This window comes from Jatrophihabitans sp. (genome assembly GCF_036388195.1).
Lineage (GTDB): Bacteria > Actinomycetota > Actinomycetes > Mycobacteriales > Jatrophihabitantaceae > Jatrophihabitans_A.
The window spans coordinates 1-19,721 of the sequence record NZ_DASVSG010000040.1 but is presented as its reverse complement, the minus strand read 5'-3'; the positions used below and the strand labels follow the sequence as shown (position 1 = coordinate 19,721).

The 19,721-nt window shown below is 70.3% G+C and carries 20 protein-coding genes, 1 tRNA gene and 1 pseudogene; 7 read left to right on the top strand and 15 right to left on the bottom strand.

Annotated elements, in window-relative coordinates; genetic code table 11:
* Positions 1 to 2: 2 nt before the first annotated feature.
* From VF612_RS03455 to VF612_RS03440, 4 genes are read right to left on the bottom strand one after another with little or no spacing between them, the layout of a single operon-like run.
* A complete protein-coding gene (locus VF612_RS03455; protein ID WP_408658449.1) occupies positions 3 to 1,220 on the bottom strand; it encodes an acyl-CoA dehydrogenase family protein in 1,218 nt (405 codons plus the stop codon).
* Positions 1,217 to 2,554: an aspartate aminotransferase family protein gene (locus VF612_RS03450; protein WP_408658448.1), complete on the bottom strand. Its 1,338-nt coding sequence runs from the start codon at positions 2,552 to 2,554 to the stop codon at positions 1,217 to 1,219. Before VF612_RS03450 ends, VF612_RS03455 begins: the two co-directional genes overlap by 4 nt.
* On the bottom strand, positions 2,554 to 3,564 hold the full coding sequence (locus VF612_RS03445) for a 3-oxoacyl-ACP synthase III family protein (RefSeq protein WP_408658447.1): 1,011 nt from the start codon (positions 3,562 to 3,564) through the stop codon (positions 2,554 to 2,556). The genes VF612_RS03450 and VF612_RS03445 overlap by 1 nt, the downstream gene beginning before the upstream one ends.
* A gap of 35 nt (positions 3,565 to 3,599) precedes the next feature.
* The gene (locus VF612_RS03440; RefSeq protein WP_408658446.1) at positions 3,600 to 5,180 is read right to left on the bottom strand and encodes a lactonase family protein; all 1,581 of its coding nucleotides are present in this window, start codon (positions 5,178 to 5,180) and stop codon (positions 3,600 to 3,602) included.
* A 163-nt stretch (positions 5,181 to 5,343) separates the two neighbouring features.
* Between VF612_RS03440 and VF612_RS03435 the strand changes: the two genes are divergently transcribed.
* Positions 5,344 to 5,916 carry a DUF664 domain-containing protein gene (locus tag VF612_RS03435; RefSeq protein WP_408658445.1) on the top strand — a complete coding sequence of 191 codons (573 nt, stop codon included), beginning with the start codon at positions 5,344 to 5,346 and terminating at the stop codon, positions 5,914 to 5,916.
* Positions 5,917 to 5,942: 26 nt separating this feature from the next.
* Here VF612_RS03435 and VF612_RS03430 read toward each other — a convergent pair whose 3' ends face one another.
* From VF612_RS03430 to VF612_RS03415, 4 genes are all read right to left on the bottom strand, one after another.
* On the bottom strand, positions 5,943 to 6,116 hold the full coding sequence (locus VF612_RS03430) for a hypothetical protein (RefSeq protein ID WP_408658444.1): 174 nt from the start codon (positions 6,114 to 6,116) through the stop codon (positions 5,943 to 5,945).
* Between the two features lie 54 nt (positions 6,117 to 6,170).
* Positions 6,171 to 7,223 carry a winged helix DNA-binding domain-containing protein gene (locus tag VF612_RS03425; RefSeq protein WP_408658443.1) on the bottom strand — a complete coding sequence of 351 codons (1,053 nt, stop codon included), beginning with the start codon at positions 7,221 to 7,223 and terminating at the stop codon, positions 6,171 to 6,173.
* An 83-nt stretch (positions 7,224 to 7,306) separates the two neighbouring features.
* On the bottom strand, positions 7,307 to 8,212 hold the full coding sequence (locus tag VF612_RS03420) for a S1 family peptidase (protein WP_408658442.1): 906 nt from the start codon (positions 8,210 to 8,212) through the stop codon (positions 7,307 to 7,309).
* A gap of 91 nt (positions 8,213 to 8,303) precedes the next feature.
* Positions 8,304 to 8,376 (bottom strand) — tRNA-Thr (locus VF612_RS03415).
* Positions 8,377 to 8,545: 169 nt separating this feature from the next.
* Between VF612_RS03415 and VF612_RS03410 the strand changes: the two genes are divergently transcribed.
* The 4 genes from VF612_RS03410 (at position 8,546) to VF612_RS03395 (ending at position 11,690) form a co-directional block, all read left to right on the top strand.
* Positions 8,546 to 9,283 (top strand): response regulator transcription factor, encoded by a 738-nt coding sequence (locus VF612_RS03410; RefSeq protein WP_408658441.1) that lies wholly within the window; start codon positions 8,546 to 8,548, stop codon positions 9,281 to 9,283.
* A gap of 31 nt (positions 9,284 to 9,314) precedes the next feature.
* Positions 9,315 to 10,811 carry a sensor histidine kinase gene (locus VF612_RS03405; RefSeq protein WP_408658440.1) on the top strand — a complete coding sequence of 499 codons (1,497 nt, stop codon included), beginning with the start codon at positions 9,315 to 9,317 and terminating at the stop codon, positions 10,809 to 10,811.
* A 205-nt stretch (positions 10,812 to 11,016) separates the two neighbouring features.
* Positions 11,017 to 11,199 carry a hypothetical protein gene (locus VF612_RS03400; protein WP_408658439.1) on the top strand — a complete coding sequence of 61 codons (183 nt, stop codon included), beginning with the start codon at positions 11,017 to 11,019 and terminating at the stop codon, positions 11,197 to 11,199.
* Positions 11,200 to 11,201: 2 nt separating this feature from the next.
* Positions 11,202 to 11,690 carry a hypothetical protein gene (locus VF612_RS03395; protein WP_408658438.1) on the top strand — a complete coding sequence of 163 codons (489 nt, stop codon included), beginning with the start codon at positions 11,202 to 11,204 and terminating at the stop codon, positions 11,688 to 11,690.
* 385 nt (positions 11,691 to 12,075) lie between these two features.
* Here VF612_RS03395 and VF612_RS03390 read toward each other — a convergent pair.
* The 4 genes and pseudogenes from VF612_RS03390 to VF612_RS03375 form a co-directional block, all read right to left on the bottom strand.
* Positions 12,076 to 12,891: pseudogene (locus VF612_RS03390) on the bottom strand (PSP1 domain-containing protein); the annotation flags it as partial.
* A gap of 116 nt (positions 12,892 to 13,007) precedes the next feature.
* Positions 13,008 to 14,225 (bottom strand): DNA polymerase III subunit delta', encoded by a 1,218-nt coding sequence (locus VF612_RS03385; protein WP_408658437.1) that lies wholly within the window; start codon positions 14,223 to 14,225, stop codon positions 13,008 to 13,010.
* Positions 14,222 to 16,318, bottom strand: a complete 2,097-nt coding sequence (tmk, locus tag VF612_RS03380; RefSeq protein ID WP_408658436.1) for a dTMP kinase — start codon at positions 16,316 to 16,318, stop codon at positions 14,222 to 14,224. Before tmk ends, VF612_RS03385 begins: the two co-directional genes overlap by 4 nt.
* A gap of 121 nt (positions 16,319 to 16,439) precedes the next feature.
* Positions 16,440 to 16,931: a MarR family winged helix-turn-helix transcriptional regulator gene (locus VF612_RS03375; RefSeq protein ID WP_408658435.1), complete on the bottom strand. Its 492-nt coding sequence runs from the start codon at positions 16,929 to 16,931 to the stop codon at positions 16,440 to 16,442.
* 79 nt (positions 16,932 to 17,010) lie between these two features.
* Between VF612_RS03375 and VF612_RS03370 the strand changes: the two genes are divergently transcribed.
* Together VF612_RS03370 and VF612_RS03365 are read left to right on the top strand one after the other, a co-directional pair.
* Positions 17,011 to 17,799 carry a trans-aconitate 2-methyltransferase gene (locus VF612_RS03370; RefSeq protein ID WP_408658434.1) on the top strand — a complete coding sequence of 263 codons (789 nt, stop codon included), beginning with the start codon at positions 17,011 to 17,013 and terminating at the stop codon, positions 17,797 to 17,799.
* Positions 17,796 to 18,155, top strand: coding sequence for a VOC family protein (locus tag VF612_RS03365; protein WP_408658433.1), 360 nt, complete (start codon positions 17,796 to 17,798; stop codon positions 18,153 to 18,155). The genes VF612_RS03370 and VF612_RS03365 overlap by 4 nt, the downstream gene beginning before the upstream one ends.
* Before the next feature lie 9 nt (positions 18,156 to 18,164).
* Here VF612_RS03365 and VF612_RS03360 read toward each other — a convergent pair whose 3' ends face one another.
* The 3 genes from VF612_RS03360 to VF612_RS03350 all read right to left on the bottom strand — a co-directional run.
* Entirely contained in the window at positions 18,165 to 18,539 is a 375-nt protein-coding gene (locus VF612_RS03360) for a VOC family protein (protein WP_408658432.1), read from the bottom strand.
* Positions 18,536 to 19,123 (bottom strand): DUF1990 family protein, encoded by a 588-nt coding sequence (locus VF612_RS03355; RefSeq protein WP_408658472.1) that lies wholly within the window; start codon positions 19,121 to 19,123, stop codon positions 18,536 to 18,538. Before VF612_RS03355 ends, VF612_RS03360 begins: the two co-directional genes overlap by 4 nt.
* Positions 19,077 to 19,721: topoisomerase C-terminal repeat-containing protein (locus tag VF612_RS03350; RefSeq protein ID WP_408658431.1), on the bottom strand; the 645-nt coding region annotated here is incomplete at its 5' end. The genes VF612_RS03350 and VF612_RS03355, both read right to left, overlap by 47 nt.

The window sequence follows — 19,721 nt, the reverse complement described above, 5'->3', positions numbered from 1 at the left end:
GGTCAGGCCGCACGGCGGACGGCGGTGAGAACGGTCGGCAGCGTGGTCGGCACTGTGGTCGGCGCGCTTTCGGCCTGGTGGAGCTTCACCATCTGGGTGAAGATGTTCTTGCGCTGGATGTCGGACGTTCCGCCGGCGATCAGGGTGCCGAGGGTGTCCTGGACGTTGCGGGAATGCCGGCTGACCTCGTACCCGGCGTGACCGAAGATCTGCATGACGTCCAGGGCCGCGGCGGCCAGGCTCTCCGAGCCGACCAGCTTCGAGGTCGAGGACATCAGGCCCGCTTCGGGCTGGTCCTCCAGCAGGGCTCCGAGCGCTGCGTAGGACACCCAGCGGGTGGTCTCGATCGCCAGCTTGATGTTGGTGATCCGCCGTTGCACGTACTGGTAATCAGCGATCGGCTGACCGAACGCCGTGCGGTGGTGGATGAAGTCCATCGCATCGGCGAGCAGGCTCTCCAGGTACGCCGCCCCGACCACACCGTAGAGCAGCCGGTCCAAGGCGATGGTGGCGTACGTCAGCCGCAGGCCGTCGCCGGGAGTCCCGAGCACCTGGTCGGCGCCCATGGGCAGGCCGGAGAAGCAGATCGGGCCGGTCGGGCTGGTGCGGTTTCCGAACATGTGCTCGGTCTGGCCGGTCTGCATGCCCTGATCGGCGCGCGGCACGACGAACACCGAGATGTCCCGCTTGACCGGCAGCTTGTCGATCCGGCCGAGCACCCAGAACATGTCGGCGACCGGGGCGTTGGTGATGTGCACCTTGGTGCCGATCAACTTGTACCCGGTGGCGGTCGGATGCGCGGTGGTGGCCGCCTTGGCCACGTCCGAGCCGCCGCTGATCTCGGTCAGCGCGGTGGATCCGATGGAGCCGCTCATCATCCGCGGCAACGCCACCTGATGGTGGTATTCGCCGCCGAAGTTCACCAGCGAGCGGACGAAGCCGGCGTGCGCGATCAGGGAGAGGCAGAACCCGAGGTCCTTGCCGCCACGGGTGATTCCCTCCAGCGCGGCGCAGAAGTCCCACCAGGTCAGGCCGTCGCCACCGAGGCTCTTGGGCACCGGGATCCGCCACAGGCCGTCGTCGGCGAGCGCCCGCCAGGCCGTGACGTCGAGCTGCTCGCGGCTGTAGTGCCACTCCGAGCGGGGCTCGATGTGCTTGCGGGCCAGTTGTTCGTAGTGGTCGGCGAGTGCTCGCTGGGACAGTGTCCATCCGAGTTTCATCGGACGGCTCCTTCCTTGGGACGGGCGGTCTGACCGGCACGGTCGGCCACCGAATCGAGGGTGTTCGCGAACAAGGTGAGCAGGTGCTCCAGTTCGGCGGCCGTGACCGTCAGTGGCGGAGCCACGACGACGACCTGCGGTACGTCGGTGACGCCCGCGGGGTAGAGCATCAGACCCGTTTCCAGCGCTGCGGCCACGACCGCCTTGGCGGTGTAGCCCGAGAGGTGGCCGGGCCGGGAGAAGTCGACCGCCAGCAGCAGGCCGCGGCCCCGGACGTCCGCCACGATCCCGCGGCTGTCCAGCACCTCGCGCAGGCCCTGGGCCAGCACCGGCCCCAGGGTGCGCGCCCGCTCGGGCAGGTTGTTCTCCCGCACGTAGCGCAGCACAGCCAGCCCGGTCGCGGCCGACAGCGGGTTGGCCGCATAGGTATGGCCGAGGCTGAACTGCCCGCTGCCATTGCGGATCGCCGCATGCAGCCGGCTGGTCAGCAGCACCGCGCCGAGCGGGGCGTACCCGCCGCTGACTCCCTTGCCCAGCACCAGCAGGTCCGGCTCGATGCCTTCCTCGTCGCAGCCGAACCAGTGTCCGGTACGGCCGAGGCCGGTGATCACCTCGTCGGCGATCAGCAGCACGTTGTACTTGCGGCAGATCCGCTGCACCTCGGCCAGATAGCCGGCCGGGGACGGCACCGCGCCCCCGGACGCGCCGACCACCGGCTCGATGACCACCGCGGCGACCCGGTCGGGCCCGGCCTGCAGGATGGTCTCCTCGATGGAGCTCGCACAGTCCAGCGCGCAGCCGGATCGGGTCTTGCCGAACGGGCAGGCGTAGCAGTTGGCCGCGCTGGCCTGTGGCCAGTCCGGCAACAGCGCCTGCACCGGCCGGCGCCGGGCCGGATGCCCGGACAGGCCGATGGCGGCCAGTGTCGCTCCGTGGTAGCTGCCGTTGCGCGATACCAGAACCGTCCGTTGCGGCTGCCCGACCTCCTGCCAGTACTGCACTGCCAGCCGGACCGCTGCTTCGATCGCCTCGGAACCGCTGTTGGTGAAGAAGGCATGGTCCAGCTCACCCGGCGCCAGCGCCACCAGCTCGGTGGCCAGCTGCTCGGCCCACGGGTTGGTGAACTGGAGCCTGGTCACATAGGTGATGTTGTCCAGCTGGGCGCGGATGGCCGCAGTGATCTCCGGAACGCCGTGACCGACGTTCATCACGATCGCGCCGGAGCAACCGTCCAGGTAGGACTTTCCGGTGCTGTCCCAGAGATAGCTGCCCTGGGCCCGGACCGCGACCGGGTAGTCGTGCTCGACGAGTGGATACAGCAGGTTGCTGGTCATCACGCCGCTGCCAATCCGGCCGAGGTTCCGACCCAGCGGTGCAGGGATGCGCCGGCGCTCATACCGCCGCCGATCCCGAGCAGCATCACCAGCGAGCCCCGGTCGATGCCCTGCCCGCGCACCACGCTGTCCAGGGTGATCGGGATGGAGGCCGCAGCCGTGTTGCCGTAGTGGCCACAGCTCAGATGCAGCTTCTCCAACGGCAACCCGGCCCGGGCGAAGGTGTTGCGCAACAGGATGGCATTGGCCTGGTGCGGCACCACCATGTCGATGTCGTCCAAGGTGAGGTCGGACTCCTTGAGCAGGCCCTCGAGCAGGTCAGGGACCGTGGTCTCGACGTACTCGCGCACCGCGCGTCCCTGCATCGTGAAGTAACCGGCTCCGGTCATCAGCGAGGACGGCGTGTGCGGGTTACGGCTGCCCCCGCCGGCCACCTTGACCAGATCCTGCAGCCTGCCGTCGGACACCAGCCGCGAGGCGAGCATGCCGTGCTCGCCGTCGACCGGGCCCAGCACCACGGCGCCGGCGCCGTCCCCGAACAGCACCGCCGACCGGTGGTCACCGAAATCGAGCTGACGCGAGTAGATATCGGCCCCGATGACCAGCGCGTAGCGCGCCTTCTCATCGGCTGCGAGCAGGCCACGGGCGACGTCCAGGGCGTACACGAAGCTGCTGCACACCGAGTTGACGTCGAACGCCGCCGCGTGGTCCGCTCCGATTGCGGCCTGGACGATCACGGCTGTCGCCGGTTGCGGGAAGTCCGGGGTGGACGTTCCCAGGATCACGAAGTCGAGCAGCTCGGCCGGCAGCTCTGCTGCCGCGAGGGCCTGCTGGGCTGCCAGCCCGGCCAGGTCGCTGGTGGCCTGGTCCGGCTGGGCGAATCGCCGCTGGTGGATCCCGGTCCGCTCGGCGATCCAGCTTGCCTTGATGCCGGTGCGTTCGGCGATGGCTTCGTTACTGACGACGGTGGATGGAAGGTACGAGCCCGTCCCCACAATTCCGTATCGCATGATTCCTCGCTTCAGTCGGGGGTTGTGGAGCCGGGTCAGTACACGGCCAGCCCGAACGGCGCTGCCTCGCCACCGGCGCCGAAGGGCTCGAGGGCGAAGACCTGGTGCCGCTCGACGAAGGTGAGCAGACCGTTCGGCTGGGCCTTGAAGACGACCAGCACGCCCTCGAAGGAGTTGAGCTGGTAGAGGAAGTGGTCGTCGCTGCTCAGGGCCAGGTCGGTCGCGCCGGTGGCGATGTTGTCCTTCAGGGCGTCCTTGCCGTCGGCGGCGCTGGCTACCTCGTGCTGCAGGGTCAGCGAGCCGGTCGGGGACACCGTGTAGGAGGAGATCCGGCCGTCAGACCACGGGCTGGACACGTACGCGATGTTCTTGCTGTGGGACAGCGCGATCCAGCAGGTGTCGGTCTGGCGGTTGGGCACCGCCTTGCTGATCGCCTTGATGGTTCCGTCGGTGTTGATCGTGTAGGTCGAGGCAAGGCCACCGCCCGGGTTGCCCAAGGCACCGTTCTGCTCGGTGGTGACGAGCTTGCCGTCCTTGGTGAAGGTGAAGCCGAACGGGCCCTTGCCGGCGGGGTAGTTGATCTGGCGGTTGCCGAGGGTGCCGTCGTACTGCACGTCGAAGATGTCGATCGCGCCCTGCTCCGTTGTGGGGTCACCGGCTCGTCCCGAGAGCCGCTCGGTGACGACGAGGTGCCGTCCGTCCGGCGTGAAGGAGAGCTGGGCACAGCCGGAACGCTGCACTCCGCTCAGCAGCCGGGTCGAGCCCGGGATGGCCTGCAGGGTGCCGTCCGGAGTGACCCGGAAGCCGGTGATCGAGGGCAGGTTGTCGTGGGTGCAGTTGTCCAGGGCGGTGGTCGGACCGAGGATCAGCCGGCGATCGACCTCACCGCTGTTCAGCACGTAGAGCAGGCCGTTGTTGACCGTCAGGCTGACCGGCCGGTTGCCGCCACTGGGCGTCTCGCCGATCCGCTCCAGGCCTTCGGGCTGCACTCCGAAGACCGTGATGGTGCCGCTGCCGGCATTGGTGACGAACAGCAGGTTGTTGTCGTTGATGTTGTGGTTCGGTGATGACTCACCCTCTGCGCTGCCCAGGACGATGCCGTTGGAGCTGTCCTCGAAGCTGCCGGTGCCCTTGCCGCCGGTCCGGTACCGGCCGACCTCGACCAGCTTGCCGTTGGCATTGCGGGCGAAGGCGACCACCGAGTTGACGGTCTGGTCGTTGGACTGCAGGAAGACCGCGCCCTTGCGCAGGTTGCCCGCGCCGGGGCTGGCGACGAGCCCGGCGGAGTCGGCGCCGCCTGCGGCGGCTCCGGCGACCACGCTCGCTGCTCCGGCGCCACTGTCAGCGGCGCCCGCGACGCTGCCGACCGTGCGGGCGGTGGTCGAGTCCCCATCGTCGTCGGTGAGCTGGACGGTGATGAACACCGCAGCCGCGATGAGCTCGGCCACCACGACCGTGGCGATGCCGATCCGCCACCCCCGCCGCATGGACGGCCGATTCACGGCGGCAGCGGCCCACGAGGGCATCTGCATCCGGGGCATCGGCGGCATCGGCATCTGCGAGCCCGCCGCCTGGTAGGGCGGCGGGGGTGCGAAGCCCTGTGGCATCGGCGGCATCGGTGCACCGGCGACATGGCAACTGCACCCGTTCTCGTGATTGCACTGCTCGGGCATGACAACCTCCTAGGCATACGTCATCGACGTCATCGAGACTGGTCCGTCTGCCGTGGCTCACCCGTCGCGCAACCGTCACACCCCCCGCTGGGGATACGGTGGGGACATGACTGACGACGACTGTCCCTGGGAGCCACCGCTGGCCGGCACCGAGGCCGAGCACCTGGCCGGGGCCCTGGATCGCTTGCGCACGACCTTCCGCTGGAAGGCCGACGACCTCGACCCGGCAGGGCTGCAGACCCGGCTCGGCGCGTCCCCGCTGACCCTCGGTGGCCTGCTCAAGCACCTGGCGCGGGTCGAGGAGCAGTGCTTCGGCGCCAAGCTCAGCGGCGCGCCGCTAGGACCGCCCTGGAACAGCGCGGACTGGGACGCCGACCCGGACTGGGATTTCAACTCCGCCGCGGAGGACACCCCCGAGCAGCTCTACGCGCTCTGGGACGGTGCCGTCGCACGGTCCCGGGCGAAGCTCGACGCGGCGCTGGCCGACGGCGGGTTGGACCAGCCGGCCCACCTGGCCTGGCCCGATGGCCGCCACGCCAGCCTGCGGCGCATCGTGTTCGACCTGGTCGAGGAGTACGGCCGGCACACCGGCCAGGCGGACCTGCTGCGCGAGGCCGTGGACGGGCTCGTCGGCGAGGACCCGCCGGCCGGCTGGCGTCCGCGCGCGATGTCGAGCTAGCGTTCTCAGCTCGTCAGGAGGAACAGCTAGTCGCGGTCGCGGCCAATCAGGATGTTCAGGAACTTAGAGCCGTACCCGGGACCCTGCGCGTTCTCGTAGAGGTAGGCGGAGTCGGCCTCGACGTCATCGACCCGCTTGGCCACCCGGTGCATCAGGTAGATCCCCACGCCCACAGCGAGCGAGCCTGCCAAGAAGAACATCGCGGACCTCCACCTCTACTGCTTCCAGTATGCGCGCCGCCGGGTCGCTTGGTGTCAGCCGTCGACGGTGAGGCCGACTGGACGGCCGAAGAACCTTTCCAGATCGGCGCGTTCCCGCTCGAGCTCATCGAGATGGCGGCGGGTAAACCGCTCGAACGGCGCAACCCGGACGGTCACCGACCGGCCGGACCGCTGCAGCCGCCAGATGCCGAGCACCCGGCCGTCACAGAGCACGGTGGCCTTGACGACTCCTCCGACATAGATCCGGCCGTGTACGGCGGGGTCGAGCATCCCGGTGCGGTCGCGGTAGCCGATCAGGTAGTTGTCGAACATCGGCAGCAGGCGCACGCCCGGCGCCGGTTCCACCGTCCCGAGCGTCCAGCCCCGGCGGCCGTGGAGCCCGACCTCGGTCAGCTCGTCCCGGATGGCGCTGATCGCCGCGCCGGACGGCAAGCCGGACCAGGCGGTGAAGTCCGCGGCGGTGGCCGGCCCGAACGCGCGGAAGTACCGCCGCGCGAGCTCGGCCATCGGATCGGCGGGCGCCGGGCCGCTCGGCACCCACTCGTCGAGGAGGGCGAACGTCGAATCGCGACCCTGATCGCCTGCGCGGCAGGTCACGCCCCGGCAGCTCAAGGCCATCAGCAGGTGGGTCGGCGCAGAGGGGTCCTCGGCCAGCCGGATGCCGCGATCGGCAAGCTCGGCGGCGAACTCCCGGCGGGTCAGCTGACGACCGGTTAGCACCTCGTGGGCAAGCGGGGTGGCGGCCTCGATGACCCCTTCGTCGATTCCCAGCTCCCGCCACCGGACGTTGGCGAAACGACGTTCGATCATCGGCCCGAACAGGGCGGCCATCCACCGGAGGTCCTCGGCTGCCACCAGGTGGACGGTGGCCCGCATCAGCCAGGTCCGCACCACGCTGCGCTGGACCTCGCACGCCTGGACGACGCCCGCCTCGTCCACCCCGCTGGACCGGGCGCGGACGCCGAGGCGGGCCGCGGCGGCATCCTGCGCCTGCAGCCCGAACGCCGACGCCGCCACCTCAGCTGGCTGCCCCGTGCCCTGCCGGGCGAGGCCCTGGCGGGTCATCCGCTCGAGGAGGAAGTCCACGGCAGCCAGTATCGAGCACCCGCGCTGCCGACATGAGAACGGCGGGCTCCGGCGATCATCGAGGAGCCCGCCGTTCTAGGTATCTACTTGGTGAGCAGGCAGCCGGTCTTGTTCAGGTCGATCGCGTTGGTCGAGGTCAGGCAGGTGGTGAACCAGTACGTCTCCTGGCCGTAGTTCTGCCCCTTGGTGTAGGTGACGCTGCCGTCGGCGTTGACCTCGCACGGGTTGTCCAGGGTGCAGGCTTGGCCCTGCTCGTTCAGGGTGTTGTTCACGCCGACGATCTGCAGGCTGGCGTTGTCGATGATCGGCGAGCCGGACGTGCCGCCGATCGTCTGGCAACCGGAGTCCGGGTACCGGTAGCGGATCGAGTCGCGCCAGGTCCAGTCGCCCTCGCGCAGCGTGCTGACGAAACCGTTGATGGCGCAGGAGTAGGTCCGCTTCCAGTAGCTGGACGGGATCGAGATCGCGTGCCCGTCCACCGGGTGGGTCGAGGAGATGGTCAGAGCGTTCAGGCCGGTGGTGCTCCTGATCTGGGCGAAGGTACGGGTCAGCCGGTACAGCGCGACGTCGGTGCCGGTCATGGTGGCGTAGAGCAGCTGGTCGGCCTTCACCGTGGCCACGGCCGTGCCGCTGCCGTTGAGCAGCTTGCCGGTGCGGGAGCTGGTCCGGTTGACCAGCACCTGGCCCGCCGCGAGGAAGCCGCCCTCGTAGCAGTGTCCGTTGGTCAGCAGCATCGCCCGGTCGGTGTCCAGGGACGACGGGTAGCGGACCAGGCTGCCCGAGCAGTTGCTCAGCGCGATCGTCGACGCGAGGCCGACCGCCTGCAACTGCGGAACGACCCGGCTGGAGCTGGTGGTGGCAGCCGGCGCCCCGGCGGGAGCGGGCGCCGCCGCAGCGGCCGAGACGGTGAAAAGGGTGGCCGCGATCGCGCTGGCGGCAGCAACCAGCAGCCGGAACGGACGCCGGCTGCTGGGAGTGGAAAAGGTCATGGGAGCTCCGAAAGGTGAGCTGGGTGGGATACAGCTAGCTAACCAGGGCATAACACTGCCGGTCAAGGGAGTGTCGGGTCCGCGAATGGGGAGCCGCCTTAGGGAATCGAACCCTAGACCTTCTCATTACGAGTGAGACGCTCTGCCGACTGAGCTAAGGCGGCGCACGGCGAACCGCGACGGGAGAAGTCTAACGGGTCCGGGCAGCGCGGCTCGACTCAGGCACTGTGCGGAGCCACTCGGCACGACCACGGCCGACCACGCCGGATGACCCTCAGGATGCCCACAGACTTCGCACAGCCGGCGGCTAGCCCACGGCCGCATGCTCCTCAGGTGACTGCTACCAGCGCCTCCCGCCCATCCTCCCTGCTGCGCACCGACGGCACCCCGGTCCGGGTGCTGGTGGTCGACGACGAGCCGAACCTGGCCGACCTGCTCACCATGGCGCTGCGCTACGAGGGCTGGGAGATCCGCGCCGCCCACGACGGCCTGGCCGCGATCCGGGCCGCGCGGGAGTTCAAGCCGGACGCGGTGGTGCTCGACGTCATGCTGCCGGACCTCAACGGCTTGGAGGTGCTGCGCCGGCTGCGCGACGATTCCCCCCACCTGCCGGTGCTGTTCCTGACCGCCAAGGACGCCGTGGAGGACCGGATCGCGGGCCTCACCGCCGGCGGCGACGACTACGTCACCAAGCCGTTCAGCCTGGAGGAGGTGGTCGCCCGGGTGCGTGGCCTGATGCGGCGCACCTCGGTCGCGACGGCGCACGGTGGCTCGGTGCTGACCGTCGGCGACCTCAGCCTGGACGAGGAGAGCCACGAGGTCAGCCGGGCCGGCGAGGAGATCGCGCTGACCGCCACCGAGTTCGAGTTGCTGCGGTACCTGATGCGCAATCCGCGCCGGGTGCTGTCCAAGGCGCAAATCCTGGACCGGGTGTGGAACTACGACTTCGGCGGCCAGGCCAACGTGGTGGAGATCTACATCTCCTACCTACGCAAGAAGATCGACGCCGGCCGGGAGCCGATGATCCACACCCTGCGCGGCGTCGGCTACGTGCTGCGCGCCGCGGGCTGAGGTGGCCGCGAGCAGGTGTGGCGGGTGGCCGGTGCCGCCGCTGCGGAACTGGACGCTGCGGACCCGGCTGATCGCCAGCTTCCTCGGGCTGCTGATCCTGCTGTGCGCCGGCATCGGGTTCTTCACCGAGGTGGCGCTGAGCCGGTCGCTGACCTCCCAACTCGACAAACAGCTGGCGGCCTCCGGCGGCAGGTCGATGAGCGATGCCGGCCATCAGCGCTTCGATCCGGACTCGTCACAAGGCGGCCCGGGCCGCTTCCGGCTGCCACCGGGCGATCCGATCGGCAGCATCGGCGCGGAGATCGACGATGGCGCGGTGATCAACTCGGCGCTGCAGGACGGCAGCACCGCCCAGCCGCCGGTGAGCGTGGCCGTGCAGCAGCGGCTGCTGACGTTGCCGGCCGACGGGCGGCCGCGCTCGGTGGAGCTTCCCGGCCTCGGCGAGTACCGGATCATCGCCCGGACCATGTCTGACGGCGACGTGCTGGTGTCCGGCTTCTCCCTCAAGGACGTGTCGAGCACCCTGGCCAACCTGACCATGGCCATTACCGCGCTGGCGGTGCTCGGCCTGGTGATCGCCGGCATCGCGGGCGCGGTGATCCTCCGGCTGGCGCTGCGACCGCTGCAGCGGGTCACCGCAACCGCCAGCCGGGTCGCCGAGCTGCCGCTGGACGAGGGTGAGGTCGCGCTGGCCGAGCGGGTCCCGAACCCGAATCCGCACACCGAGGTGGGCCAGGTCGGCGTCGCCCTGAACCGGATGCTGGAGAACATCAGCGAGGCGCTGACCGCCAGGCACCGCAGCGAGACCCGGGTACGGCAGTTCGTCGCCGACGCCAGCCACGAGCTGCGTACCCCGCTGGCCTCGATCCGGGGGTACGCCGAGCTGACCCGGCGCAGCCGGGAGGTCGCGCCGCCTGACATCGCGCACGCCATGAGCCGGGTGGAGTCCGAAGCCAGCCGGATGACCGCGCTGGTCGAAGACCTGCTGCTGCTGGCCCGCTTGGATGCGGGCCGGCCGCTGGAATCGGCCGAGGTCGACCTGACCCGGCTGGCGGTGGATGCGACGAGTGACGCCCACGCCGCCGGGCCGGGGCACCGCTGGCAGCTCGACGTCCCCGACGAGCCGGTGGTCGTCATGGGTGACGCCCCTCGGCTGCACCAGGTTTTCATCAACCTGCTGGCCAATGCCCGTACCCATACCCCGCCAGGCACCACCGTCCGGATATCCCTGCGGCGCCAGGCACATTGCGCGGTGCTCACCGTCTGCGACGACGGGCCCGGGATCTCCGCCGAGCTGATGCCCGACGTCTTCGAGCGATTCTCCCGCGGCGAGCAGTCGCGCTCGCGAACCGCCGGCAGCACCGGGCTCGGGCTGGCCATCGTGGCGGCAGTGGTGGCCGCCCACCACGGCCGGATCATGGTGGAGAGCCGTCCCGGGAACACTGTGTTCACTGTGGAGCTGCCGATCCACGGAAATCGTCAAGGAGCCTCACAGACTCCAGCAAGCTTTGCTGGCAACGCTGTGTGACTTGATCGCACATACCCTTACCGCGCCAGGCCAAACGCCCTACGAGCACCGTGGGGGCGCCCGGGTGTGGGCCGGTCTCCGGGGCCGGCTGGCTTCCCGCGGTCACCGTCGAGGGAACCACGTCCAACCAGGCCGGGACGGTGCGGCGACCTTGCCTGCCGCTGGCCGCAGGTGCACTATGTGCCGCAACGCATATGGGAGAGAGATGACTGAAGCGGCAGATGAAGTGACTCGGTCGAACACGGCCCCGGAAGCCCCGGCCGCCGACGACGACTGGTTCACGCAGATCCCGTTCAATCCGAGGAAGGGCCTCAACAGCGTGCTCCCGCTGGACGTGCCTCAGCGGCCGGACACTGAACCCGCTGATCCCGACGGCGAGAACCGCTGACCATGGCCGACACCGCCCCGGACGTCTACACCGAATTCGTCAAGCTGCTGCTCGAGGCGGAAGCCACCAGGCGTACCGCGCTGGAGGACAAGGGCGGCGCCGTCATCAGCACATCCGGCACGCTGGTCACCCTGCTGTTCGGCCTTGTCGCGGTGGTCACCGGCGCCGATACCTTCACCCTGCCGGGCGCCTCGCATGGATGGTTGATCGCCGCGATCGTCCTCTTCGCCGTCGCCTCGCTGATCGCGATCCTGATCAGCGTCCCGCTGCCCTACGGGCAGACCGACATCACCGCTGCGATGCTGGCCAGCTGGTGGAGCCAACCGCCGGCGCAGGCGCAGGCAGCCGTTTCCGGAGTCCGCCTGCAGGCACTGGCCGCCGCCCGCCGGATGAACGCGATCAAAGCACGAATCCTGATCGCCGCGACCTTGTTCGAGCTGGTGGCAGTGGCGATGCTGGGTGTCGCGGTTGTCTTCATCCTTGACCGGTGAGGGCCGGGCGCCGGTAAACCCTCAGCAGCGCCGAGCCGTTCCAAGCAATGCCACAGCAGCGCCACAAGCGTCGGCCGGCATCAGGCGCAAGGCGGGGGGTCTTCGGACTAGGCCTGGCGTTGACCAGCGGGGCGCTCGGACTGCTGCACGCGGTCACTCCATCAGCAAGTCCGACGATGTTTCGCTTCGCTTGCTAGGGAGCTGGGTGCTCGGTGGAGATGCCAGGCAGCGAACCACCGGGGAATGGGCTGCTGCTCGAGAGCGGGCTGCCGGAGAGCGGACTGCTGCCCAGGGGGCTGGCGCCCAGCGGGCTGCCGGAAAGCGGGTCGCCCGGTGCAATGCTGCCCGAGGGGTCGGCCTGCGCCGACCCGACCGTGCCGTCGCCGTAGAACTGGTCGTGGGCCTTGCGCGAGGAGCACACCGAGGCCATCGCGCAGGTGGTCCGGCGGCCGTCGGCGTTCATCCGCAGCACCACCGACTCGGTCGGCACCGAATGGCCGACCACGGTCGCCTCGCCGTCCGGGGTGGAGACGCACGAGCCGATCGCCGGCGCCTGGTCGGCGAAGTCCTGGTACAGCGGGTGCTCGAACTTCAGGCAGCACATCAACCGCCCGCACGCACCGGAGATCCGCAGGGGGTTCAGCGGCAGGTCCTGGTCCTTGGCCATCCGGACCGACACCGGCTCGAAGTCGACCAGGAACGTCGAGCAGCACAGATCCCGCCCGCACCCGCCGATGCCGCCGATCACCCGGGCCTCGTCGCGCGAGGAGAGCTGACGCAACTCGACCCGGCCCTTCAAGGTGGCGCCGAGGTCACGCACCAGCGACCGGAAATCGACGCGGTGCGGGGCGGAGAAGTAGATCACCGTGCGGTTGTCGGCCAGCATGTGATCGATTCCGACGATCTTCATCGGCAGGCCGTGTTCGCGGATCAGCCGCTTGGCCGCGACCCGCGCCTCGGCCCGCTTCTTGCGCCCGGACGCCAGCGCGGTGATGTGCTCGGGGCCGGCCAGGCCCTCCAGCCGCGGCAGGCCGGCGATGTCCTGCGGGCTCCACTGTGGCGCCCACATCACCTGCGCGACCTCGGGGCCCTCGGTGGTCGGGTACAGCACGTAGTCCCCGACCGCCGGTTTCAGCTCGCCTGGATCGGCGTAATACAGCCGTCCGCGATCGGTGAAAGTCACCGCACAGATCAGCCCCATGCCGCAAAGCGTAATCCCTGCATACAAATATCGGTTGTGTCAGACGAATGCCGCCCGCAATGACCCGGATGTCCAAGGCCATCGGGCCAGCCGCCCTACGGATCAGGACGCCTGGGTCAGGGCAGTCGAAGCGCCGCCGTCAGCGCCTCGACGGCGATCTTGGGCTTGACGTTCAGCTCGATCGCCTCCCGGCAGGCCAGCACGTGTTCCAGCCGGACCAGCGCTCCGGCCTGGTCCAGCGACCGGGCGACCAGTGACACGTCGGAGGCGACCTCCGGGTGCGCTGCCAGCACCGGCGAGCCGGCTTGGGCCAGCAGCACGTCCCGGTAGAAGCTGGCAAGGTCCACCAGCGCACGATCCAGCGCGTCCCGCTGCAACCGGGTTGCCCGTGACTTCTGCCTTTTCTCCAGGTCCTTCAACGCCCCGGCGCTGCCGCGCACGGCTGCCGCCGCGCCCTTGCCGGTGCCACCGGCGCCCAGCGCGAGCCTGAGCTCGTCGGTCTCGGACACGTCGAGGTCGAGCGTCAGCGCCCGGGCCTCCGCCTCGGCTGCCTGCACCAGGTGATCGGCAGCCTCGAAGCAGGCGTTCAGCGACGTCAGCTGGGCCGGGATCGCGAGCACCTCCGCGCGCCGCTTCCGCGCGTCGCCGTCGCGGGCGAGCCGGCGAGCCCGGCCGACATGGCCCTGCGACGCCTGGGCTGCCCAGCCGGCGGTGACCGCATCGATCCCGTCGGCTATCAGCACCTCGGCGATCGCGTCGGCCGGCGGGATCCGCAGACCCACCACCCGGCACCTGGACCGGATCGTGACGATCACGTCGTCGGGGTGGGTCGAGGGCGCGCAGAGCAGGAAGATGGTGCGCTCGGGCGGCTCCTCGATCGCCTTCAGCAGCGCATTCGCGGCACCCTCGGTGAGCCGGTCGGCGTCTTCGATGATCACCAGCTGCCAGCGGCCCATCGACGGCCGGCGGGCCGACATCGCGACCACCGCGCGCATCTCGCCGACGCCGATCGAGAGGCCCTCCGGCACCACCGAGCGGACGTCGGGATGCGCGCCGGCCTTGACCGAATGGCAGGCCGGGCAGTCGCCGCAGCCGGGCGCCGCACTCGGCCCGGTGGCCATCAACTGCTCGGCACGGTCGCATTGCAACGCGGCGGCCAGCGCCCGGGCGGCCACCGAGCGTCCGGAGCCGGCCGGTCCGGTGAACAGCCACGCGTGGGTGACCGCACCTGCCTGCACCGGACGGCCGGCGACCACGTCGGCAGCGGCCCGAGCTGCCCGGGTCAGCTCCGTCACCGCGCTGACCTGGCCGATCAGCGCCTCGAACACGGTCACTTCGGAGCCTCCGACACATCATGGGACCCGCGCTGTCGTAGCGCCGGCCCGCCGTCCTCGGCCGCATCCCCGGCGTGCCGGCCAGCATCCTCCGCAGCGCCGCCGGACAGCATCGCCAGCACCCGGGCGCTGATCACGGCCGCCAGGTCCTGCATCGGGCGGCTGGCATCGAGCACCAGGTAGCGGTTCGGGTCCGATTCTGCCAAGGACCGGAAGCCGGCCCGCACCCGGTCGTGGAAGTCCACCGCCTCCCGCTCCAGCCGGTCCCACCCGGCGGCCTGCCGCTGGACCCTGGCCAGCCCGATCTCGGCCGGGACGTCGAGCAGCACCGTCAGGTCGGCGACCAGCTCCTCGGTGGCCCATCGCGACAGCCGCTTGACCTCCTCCATGGCCAGCCGCCGGCCGGCGCCCTGGTAGGCCAGCGAGGAATCGACGAAACGGTCGGTGATCACCACCTCGCCGCGGTCCAGCGCGGGCCGGATCACCGCCGCGACGTGCTGGGCGCGGTCGGCGGCGAACAGCAGCGCCTCGGCGCGTGGCGCGATCGACTCGGCGGAGTCCAGCAGCAACCGGCGGACCTGCTGGCCCAAGGAGGTGGCGCCAGGTTCGTGGGTCAGCACCACGGTCCGCCCGGTCGTCCGGATCGCCTCGGCCAGCAGCGCGGCCTGGCTGGACTTGCCCGCTCCCTCACCGCCCTCGAAGGCGATCAGCACCCCGCCGGACTGCAGCCGCCGCCGGCCCGAGGAGTCCCGGCGCAGCGCCGTGACCAGATCGGCGAGCACCGGCACGCCGTTGCGCTCGTCCATCATCCGGTAGGCCAGCACCCCGGCGGCCACGGCCAGCAGGCCGGCTCCGAGCAGCACGATCCGGGTGCCGTCGACGGTCTCCACCGTTCCGGGCAGCCGCCGCTGGCCGATGGTGCCGACCAGCACCGGCACCGCCGCGAGGGCCAGGATCATCACCACCCGCACCATGGACTGGATGAAGGCGAAGATCCGCCCCCGCATCTCGTCCTCGATCTCCGAGCCCAGCAGCGTGATGCCGGCCAGGTAGCCGACACCGGCGCCGAACCCGACGCCGAGGACGGTGATCATCGCCGGCACGACATGGGGCATCACGGCCATCAGCGCCAGGCAGCTGCCGGCCAGCACGATGGCCAGCCCGAACAGCCTGCGCCGGGACACCTCCCGGGCCACCCGCGGGCCGAGCGCCATGCCCAGGCCCAGCCCCACGAAGACCGTCCCGAACAGCACCCCGTAGGCCGCGTCGCCGCCACCGAGGCTGCGGACGTAGGTCTTGCCGGCGCCCACCACCGCCCCGCCGGCCGCGAAGGCACCGAGGATGCCCAGGATCAGCCCGCGCAGCAAGCCGGTGGTCCGGACGAACTGGGCGCCCTCGGCGAGCATCGCCCACAGGCTGGGCTGGCTCTCGCGCCGGCCCGCGCCCCGGAACCCGGAGATCTCCTTGAGGAACAGCACCGTCAACGCGCCGACCGCGAAGGTGGCGGCGTTGAAGTACAGCGCGAGGTCCACCTGGTGGGTGCCGAAGAAGCTGAACCGGCCGGCGAACGCCGTGGAGATCAGCGCCAGCATGCTGAACAAACCTGCCGCCAGCACCGGGGTGAGCCCGTAGGTGGTGATCAGGCTGAGCTGGTTGGCGGCCTCCAGCTGGTCACGGCGAACCAGGTTGGGCACCGAGGCGTCCTTGGCCGGGTTCCAGAACAGCCCGATGCACTCGATCAGGAAGGTCGCGACGAAGAGCACCGGAAGGGTGGAGAAGATCGGGATCGCCAGGAACAGCAGGAACCGCAGCAGATCGGTCACCACCATCGTGTGACGGCGGTCGAACCGGTCGGCGAAGGCGCCGGCCAGCGGCCCCAGGATGACCGAGGGCAGCAGCCGCACGACCAGCACGCCGCCGAGGGCGTAGTTCTGCGCCTGGTAGCCGGTGGCCAGCTGGGTGGCCAGCGCCGTAGTGGCCAGCAGGCCCAGCCAGTCGCCGAGGCTGGAGAGCCCGGTGCAGTACCAGAGCCGGCGAAAGGCGGTGTTCCTCAGCACCCCGCGGATCGCGCCCGCGTCCGAGCCCGGCACCATCGCGCTGGCGTCGGCGTTCCCCGCAGCAGCTGGTTCGGCTGAGATGGCTCACTCCTGATCGTCACTCGTGCTTGGCCGAACTCAGCCTAACGGCCCCGGGCAGGGTGCTCGGCTGGTGCGCTCAGCGATCGGCCAGCGTGTGCAGCAGCCGGCGCAGGCCACCAGCCAGCGATCTGCGTTGTGTCGGGGACAGCCCGCCGAGCAAGGCCTGTTCGGAGGCCAGCAGCTCCTCCATGGCCGCGTCCACTCGGCGCTTGCCGAGCGCGGTCAGCCGGATCAGCAGCTGCCGGCCGTCCTCGGGATGTGCCTTCCGGATGATCAGCCTGCGCTCGGCAAGCCGGTCCAGCCGGTTCGTCATGGTTCCCGACGTGACGTGGGTGGCCTCGATCAGCTGGCCGGGGGTGCGCTCGTAGGGACGGCCGGACCGGCGGAGCGCGGCCAGCACGTCGAACTCGTGGCTGGCCAGGCCGTGTTCGGCGAAGGCCTGGGCGCGCCGCTCGTCCAGCAGCTGTGCCAGCCGGCCGATCCGGCTCAGGATGTGCAGCGGCTCCACATCCAGGTCCGGACGCTCGGCGAGCCAGGCGGCGGCGATCGCGTCCACTTCATCGGGCATGTCCTGAGTCTAATCGCGGTCTCTTGACATCAAGCGATATTCTCTTGATGTCGAGTTAATTATTTCGAGGAGGCGGACGTTGTTGCGATGGGATCCGGCGCAGTATGCGAGGTTCAGCGACGAGCGCAGCCGGCCGTTCTTCGACCTGACCGGCCAGATCGGGGCGTCGGAGCCCGGCGTGGTGGTGGATCTGGGCTGTGGCTCCGGTGAGCTCACCGCGACCCTGGCCTCGCGCTGGCCGGCCGCCACGGTGCGGGGGCTGGACGCCTCGGCCGAGATGATCGAGCGCGCCACCGGCGGTGACCGACTGAGCTTCGCGCTGGCCGATGCCGCGGACTTCGATGCCACCGGGGCGGACGTGCTGATCAGCAACGCCCTGCTGCAGTGGGTGCCCGGGCACCAGGAGTTGCTGGTTCGGTGGGCCGGTCAGCTGGCAGCCGGGGGCTGGCTGGCCTTCCAGGTGCCGGCCAACTTCGGCTCGCCGTCGCACCGGCTGATGCGCGAGCTGGCAGAGTCGGCGCGCTGGCGGGGCCGGTTGGCCGGCGTGCTTCGGCACTCCGACGCGGTGGCCGAACCGGCCGAGTACCTCCCGCTGCTGGTCGAGGCGGGTTTGCGGGTCAATGCCTGGCAGACGTCGTACCTGCACGTGCTCTCCGGTCCCGACCCGGTGCTGGAGTGGGTCCGGGGCACCGGGCTGCGGCCGGTGCTGCAGGCGCTGGCCGCCGACGAGGCTTCCTCGTTCGTGGACGAATACGCCGCGCTGCTGCGCCAGGCCTACCCGGAACAGCCGTTCGGCACGGTGTTTCCGTTCCTGCGGACGTTCGTGGTCGCGCACAAGCCGGCTGTATCCGATTTGGAGGCGACGTGATCCTGGCACTGGACCACGTGCAGGTGGCCATCCCGGCTGGCGGCGAGAACGCAGCCAGGGAGTTCTACGGGTCGCTGCTGGGCATGGCCGAAGTCGTCAAGCCGGCAGCGCTGGCCGTGCGCGGCGGGTGCTGGTTCAGCTCCGGTTCAGCCGTGCTGCACCTGGGCGTCGAGGAGCCGTTCGCGCCGGCCCGCAAGGCTCACCCGGCGTTCCTGGTGGCCGAGCTGGACGCCCTGGCCGACTCGCTGGCAAGCGCGGGATACGACTGCGTGCGCGCGGACGGCGAGATTCCGGGAGTGCGGCGGTTCCACACCTTCGACCCGTTCGGCAACCGGATCGAGTTCCAGCAGGCCTGAGCGCCCCGGTCAGCCGCCTGGTCGTAGGCGGCCGTTCGTCAGGTCCACCAGGGTGAGCCGGTTGCCGAACGGGTCGGTCACCACGGCGACCTTGCCGACCGCGATGTCGTCCGGGCCGGCGACCAGGGTTCCGCCGGCCTGGGTGATCCGCGCGACCGCGTCCTCGACGGAGTCCACCAGCAGATCGGTCTCGGGGCCGGTGTCGAGCGCCAGCACCAGCTCGGTCTCCGAATCCCCGAACCCCAGGGCCACCATCGTCTCGGTGCGCCAGAGCAGCTCGTGCCCCAGCGCGTCGTGGTAGAAGGCCAGCCCGTCCTCGAGCGAGGGCACCCGCACGACCACGGCATCCACGGCCCGCAACAGCGGCTCCGGTTGGGACGTCATGCCGATTCCGCCTGGCCGGTGGGTCGCAACCCGCCGGTTTCACTCGCCACGATCTTGCGGACGGCCCACAGGTAGCGCCGGTTGACCAGCGCCGCGCCGAGTCGCCCGACCGGACCTGCCAGCCGCATGATCAGCATGTTGGGCCGGGCCCGCGACTCGATCGTCACCACCACGTCATCATCGGCTGCCCAGTCCACCACGAAGCTCTCCTCGCCGTCCTCGGGATGATCGGGCCTGGTCCGGTACCGGAAGCCCCGCCGGCGCGGCTCGTCCACCACCCAGACCACGTCGCAGGAGCCGTGCAGCGCCACCGGCCCGACACCGAACGCGATCCGGACCACGTCACCGACACCGACCGTGTCGTTCGGCATGGTCATCCGCACGCCGGCCTTGCGGTGCATCCGCAGGCTCAGCACTGCCGCCGACGCCGAGTCGAACGCGGCTTGGCCGCGCCCGACCGTGCCGGAGAACGTCATCTCGTGATATCGGGAGGAGGCCACGGCTTCAGTGTGCCCGACGGCTCGGCCGCCGACCCGGCTAGGCCTTCTTCGCGGCGACCTTCTTGGCCGGCGCCTTCTTGGCAGCGACCTTCTTCGCAGCCGCCTTCTTGGCCGGCGCCTTCTTCGCCGCCCGCTTGGCGACCTTCTTCGCCGGCCCACGGGCCCGCCGGTCGGCCAGCAGCTCCGAGGCCCGCTCGTCGGTCAGCGCCTCCACCGAGTCGTCCCGCCGCAGCGAGGCGTTGGTCTCGCCGTCGGTGACGTACGGGCCGAACCGGCCGTCCTTGACCACCATCGGCTTCTGCGAGACCGGGTCGACGCCGAGCTCCTTCAGCGGCGGCGCGGCAGCGGCCTGCCGGCCCCGGAGCTTCGGCTGGGCGAAGATCGCCAACGCCTCGTCCAGGGTGACGGTGAACAGCTGCTCCTCCGAGTCCAGCGACCGGGAGTCGGAGCCGCGCTTGATGTAGGGCCCGTACCGGCCGTTCTGGGCGGTGATCTCGGCGGCCTTGGGATCCTCAGCCGTGGGATCGATCCCGACCACCCGGGGCAGGGTCAGCAGCCGGACGGCATCCTCCAGGCTCAGGGTGTCCAGCGACATCGTCTTGAACAGCGACGCCGTCCGCTCGCCGTCGGTCACGTACGGGCCGAACCGGCCGTTCTTGCCGGTGATCTCCCGGCCGGTCTC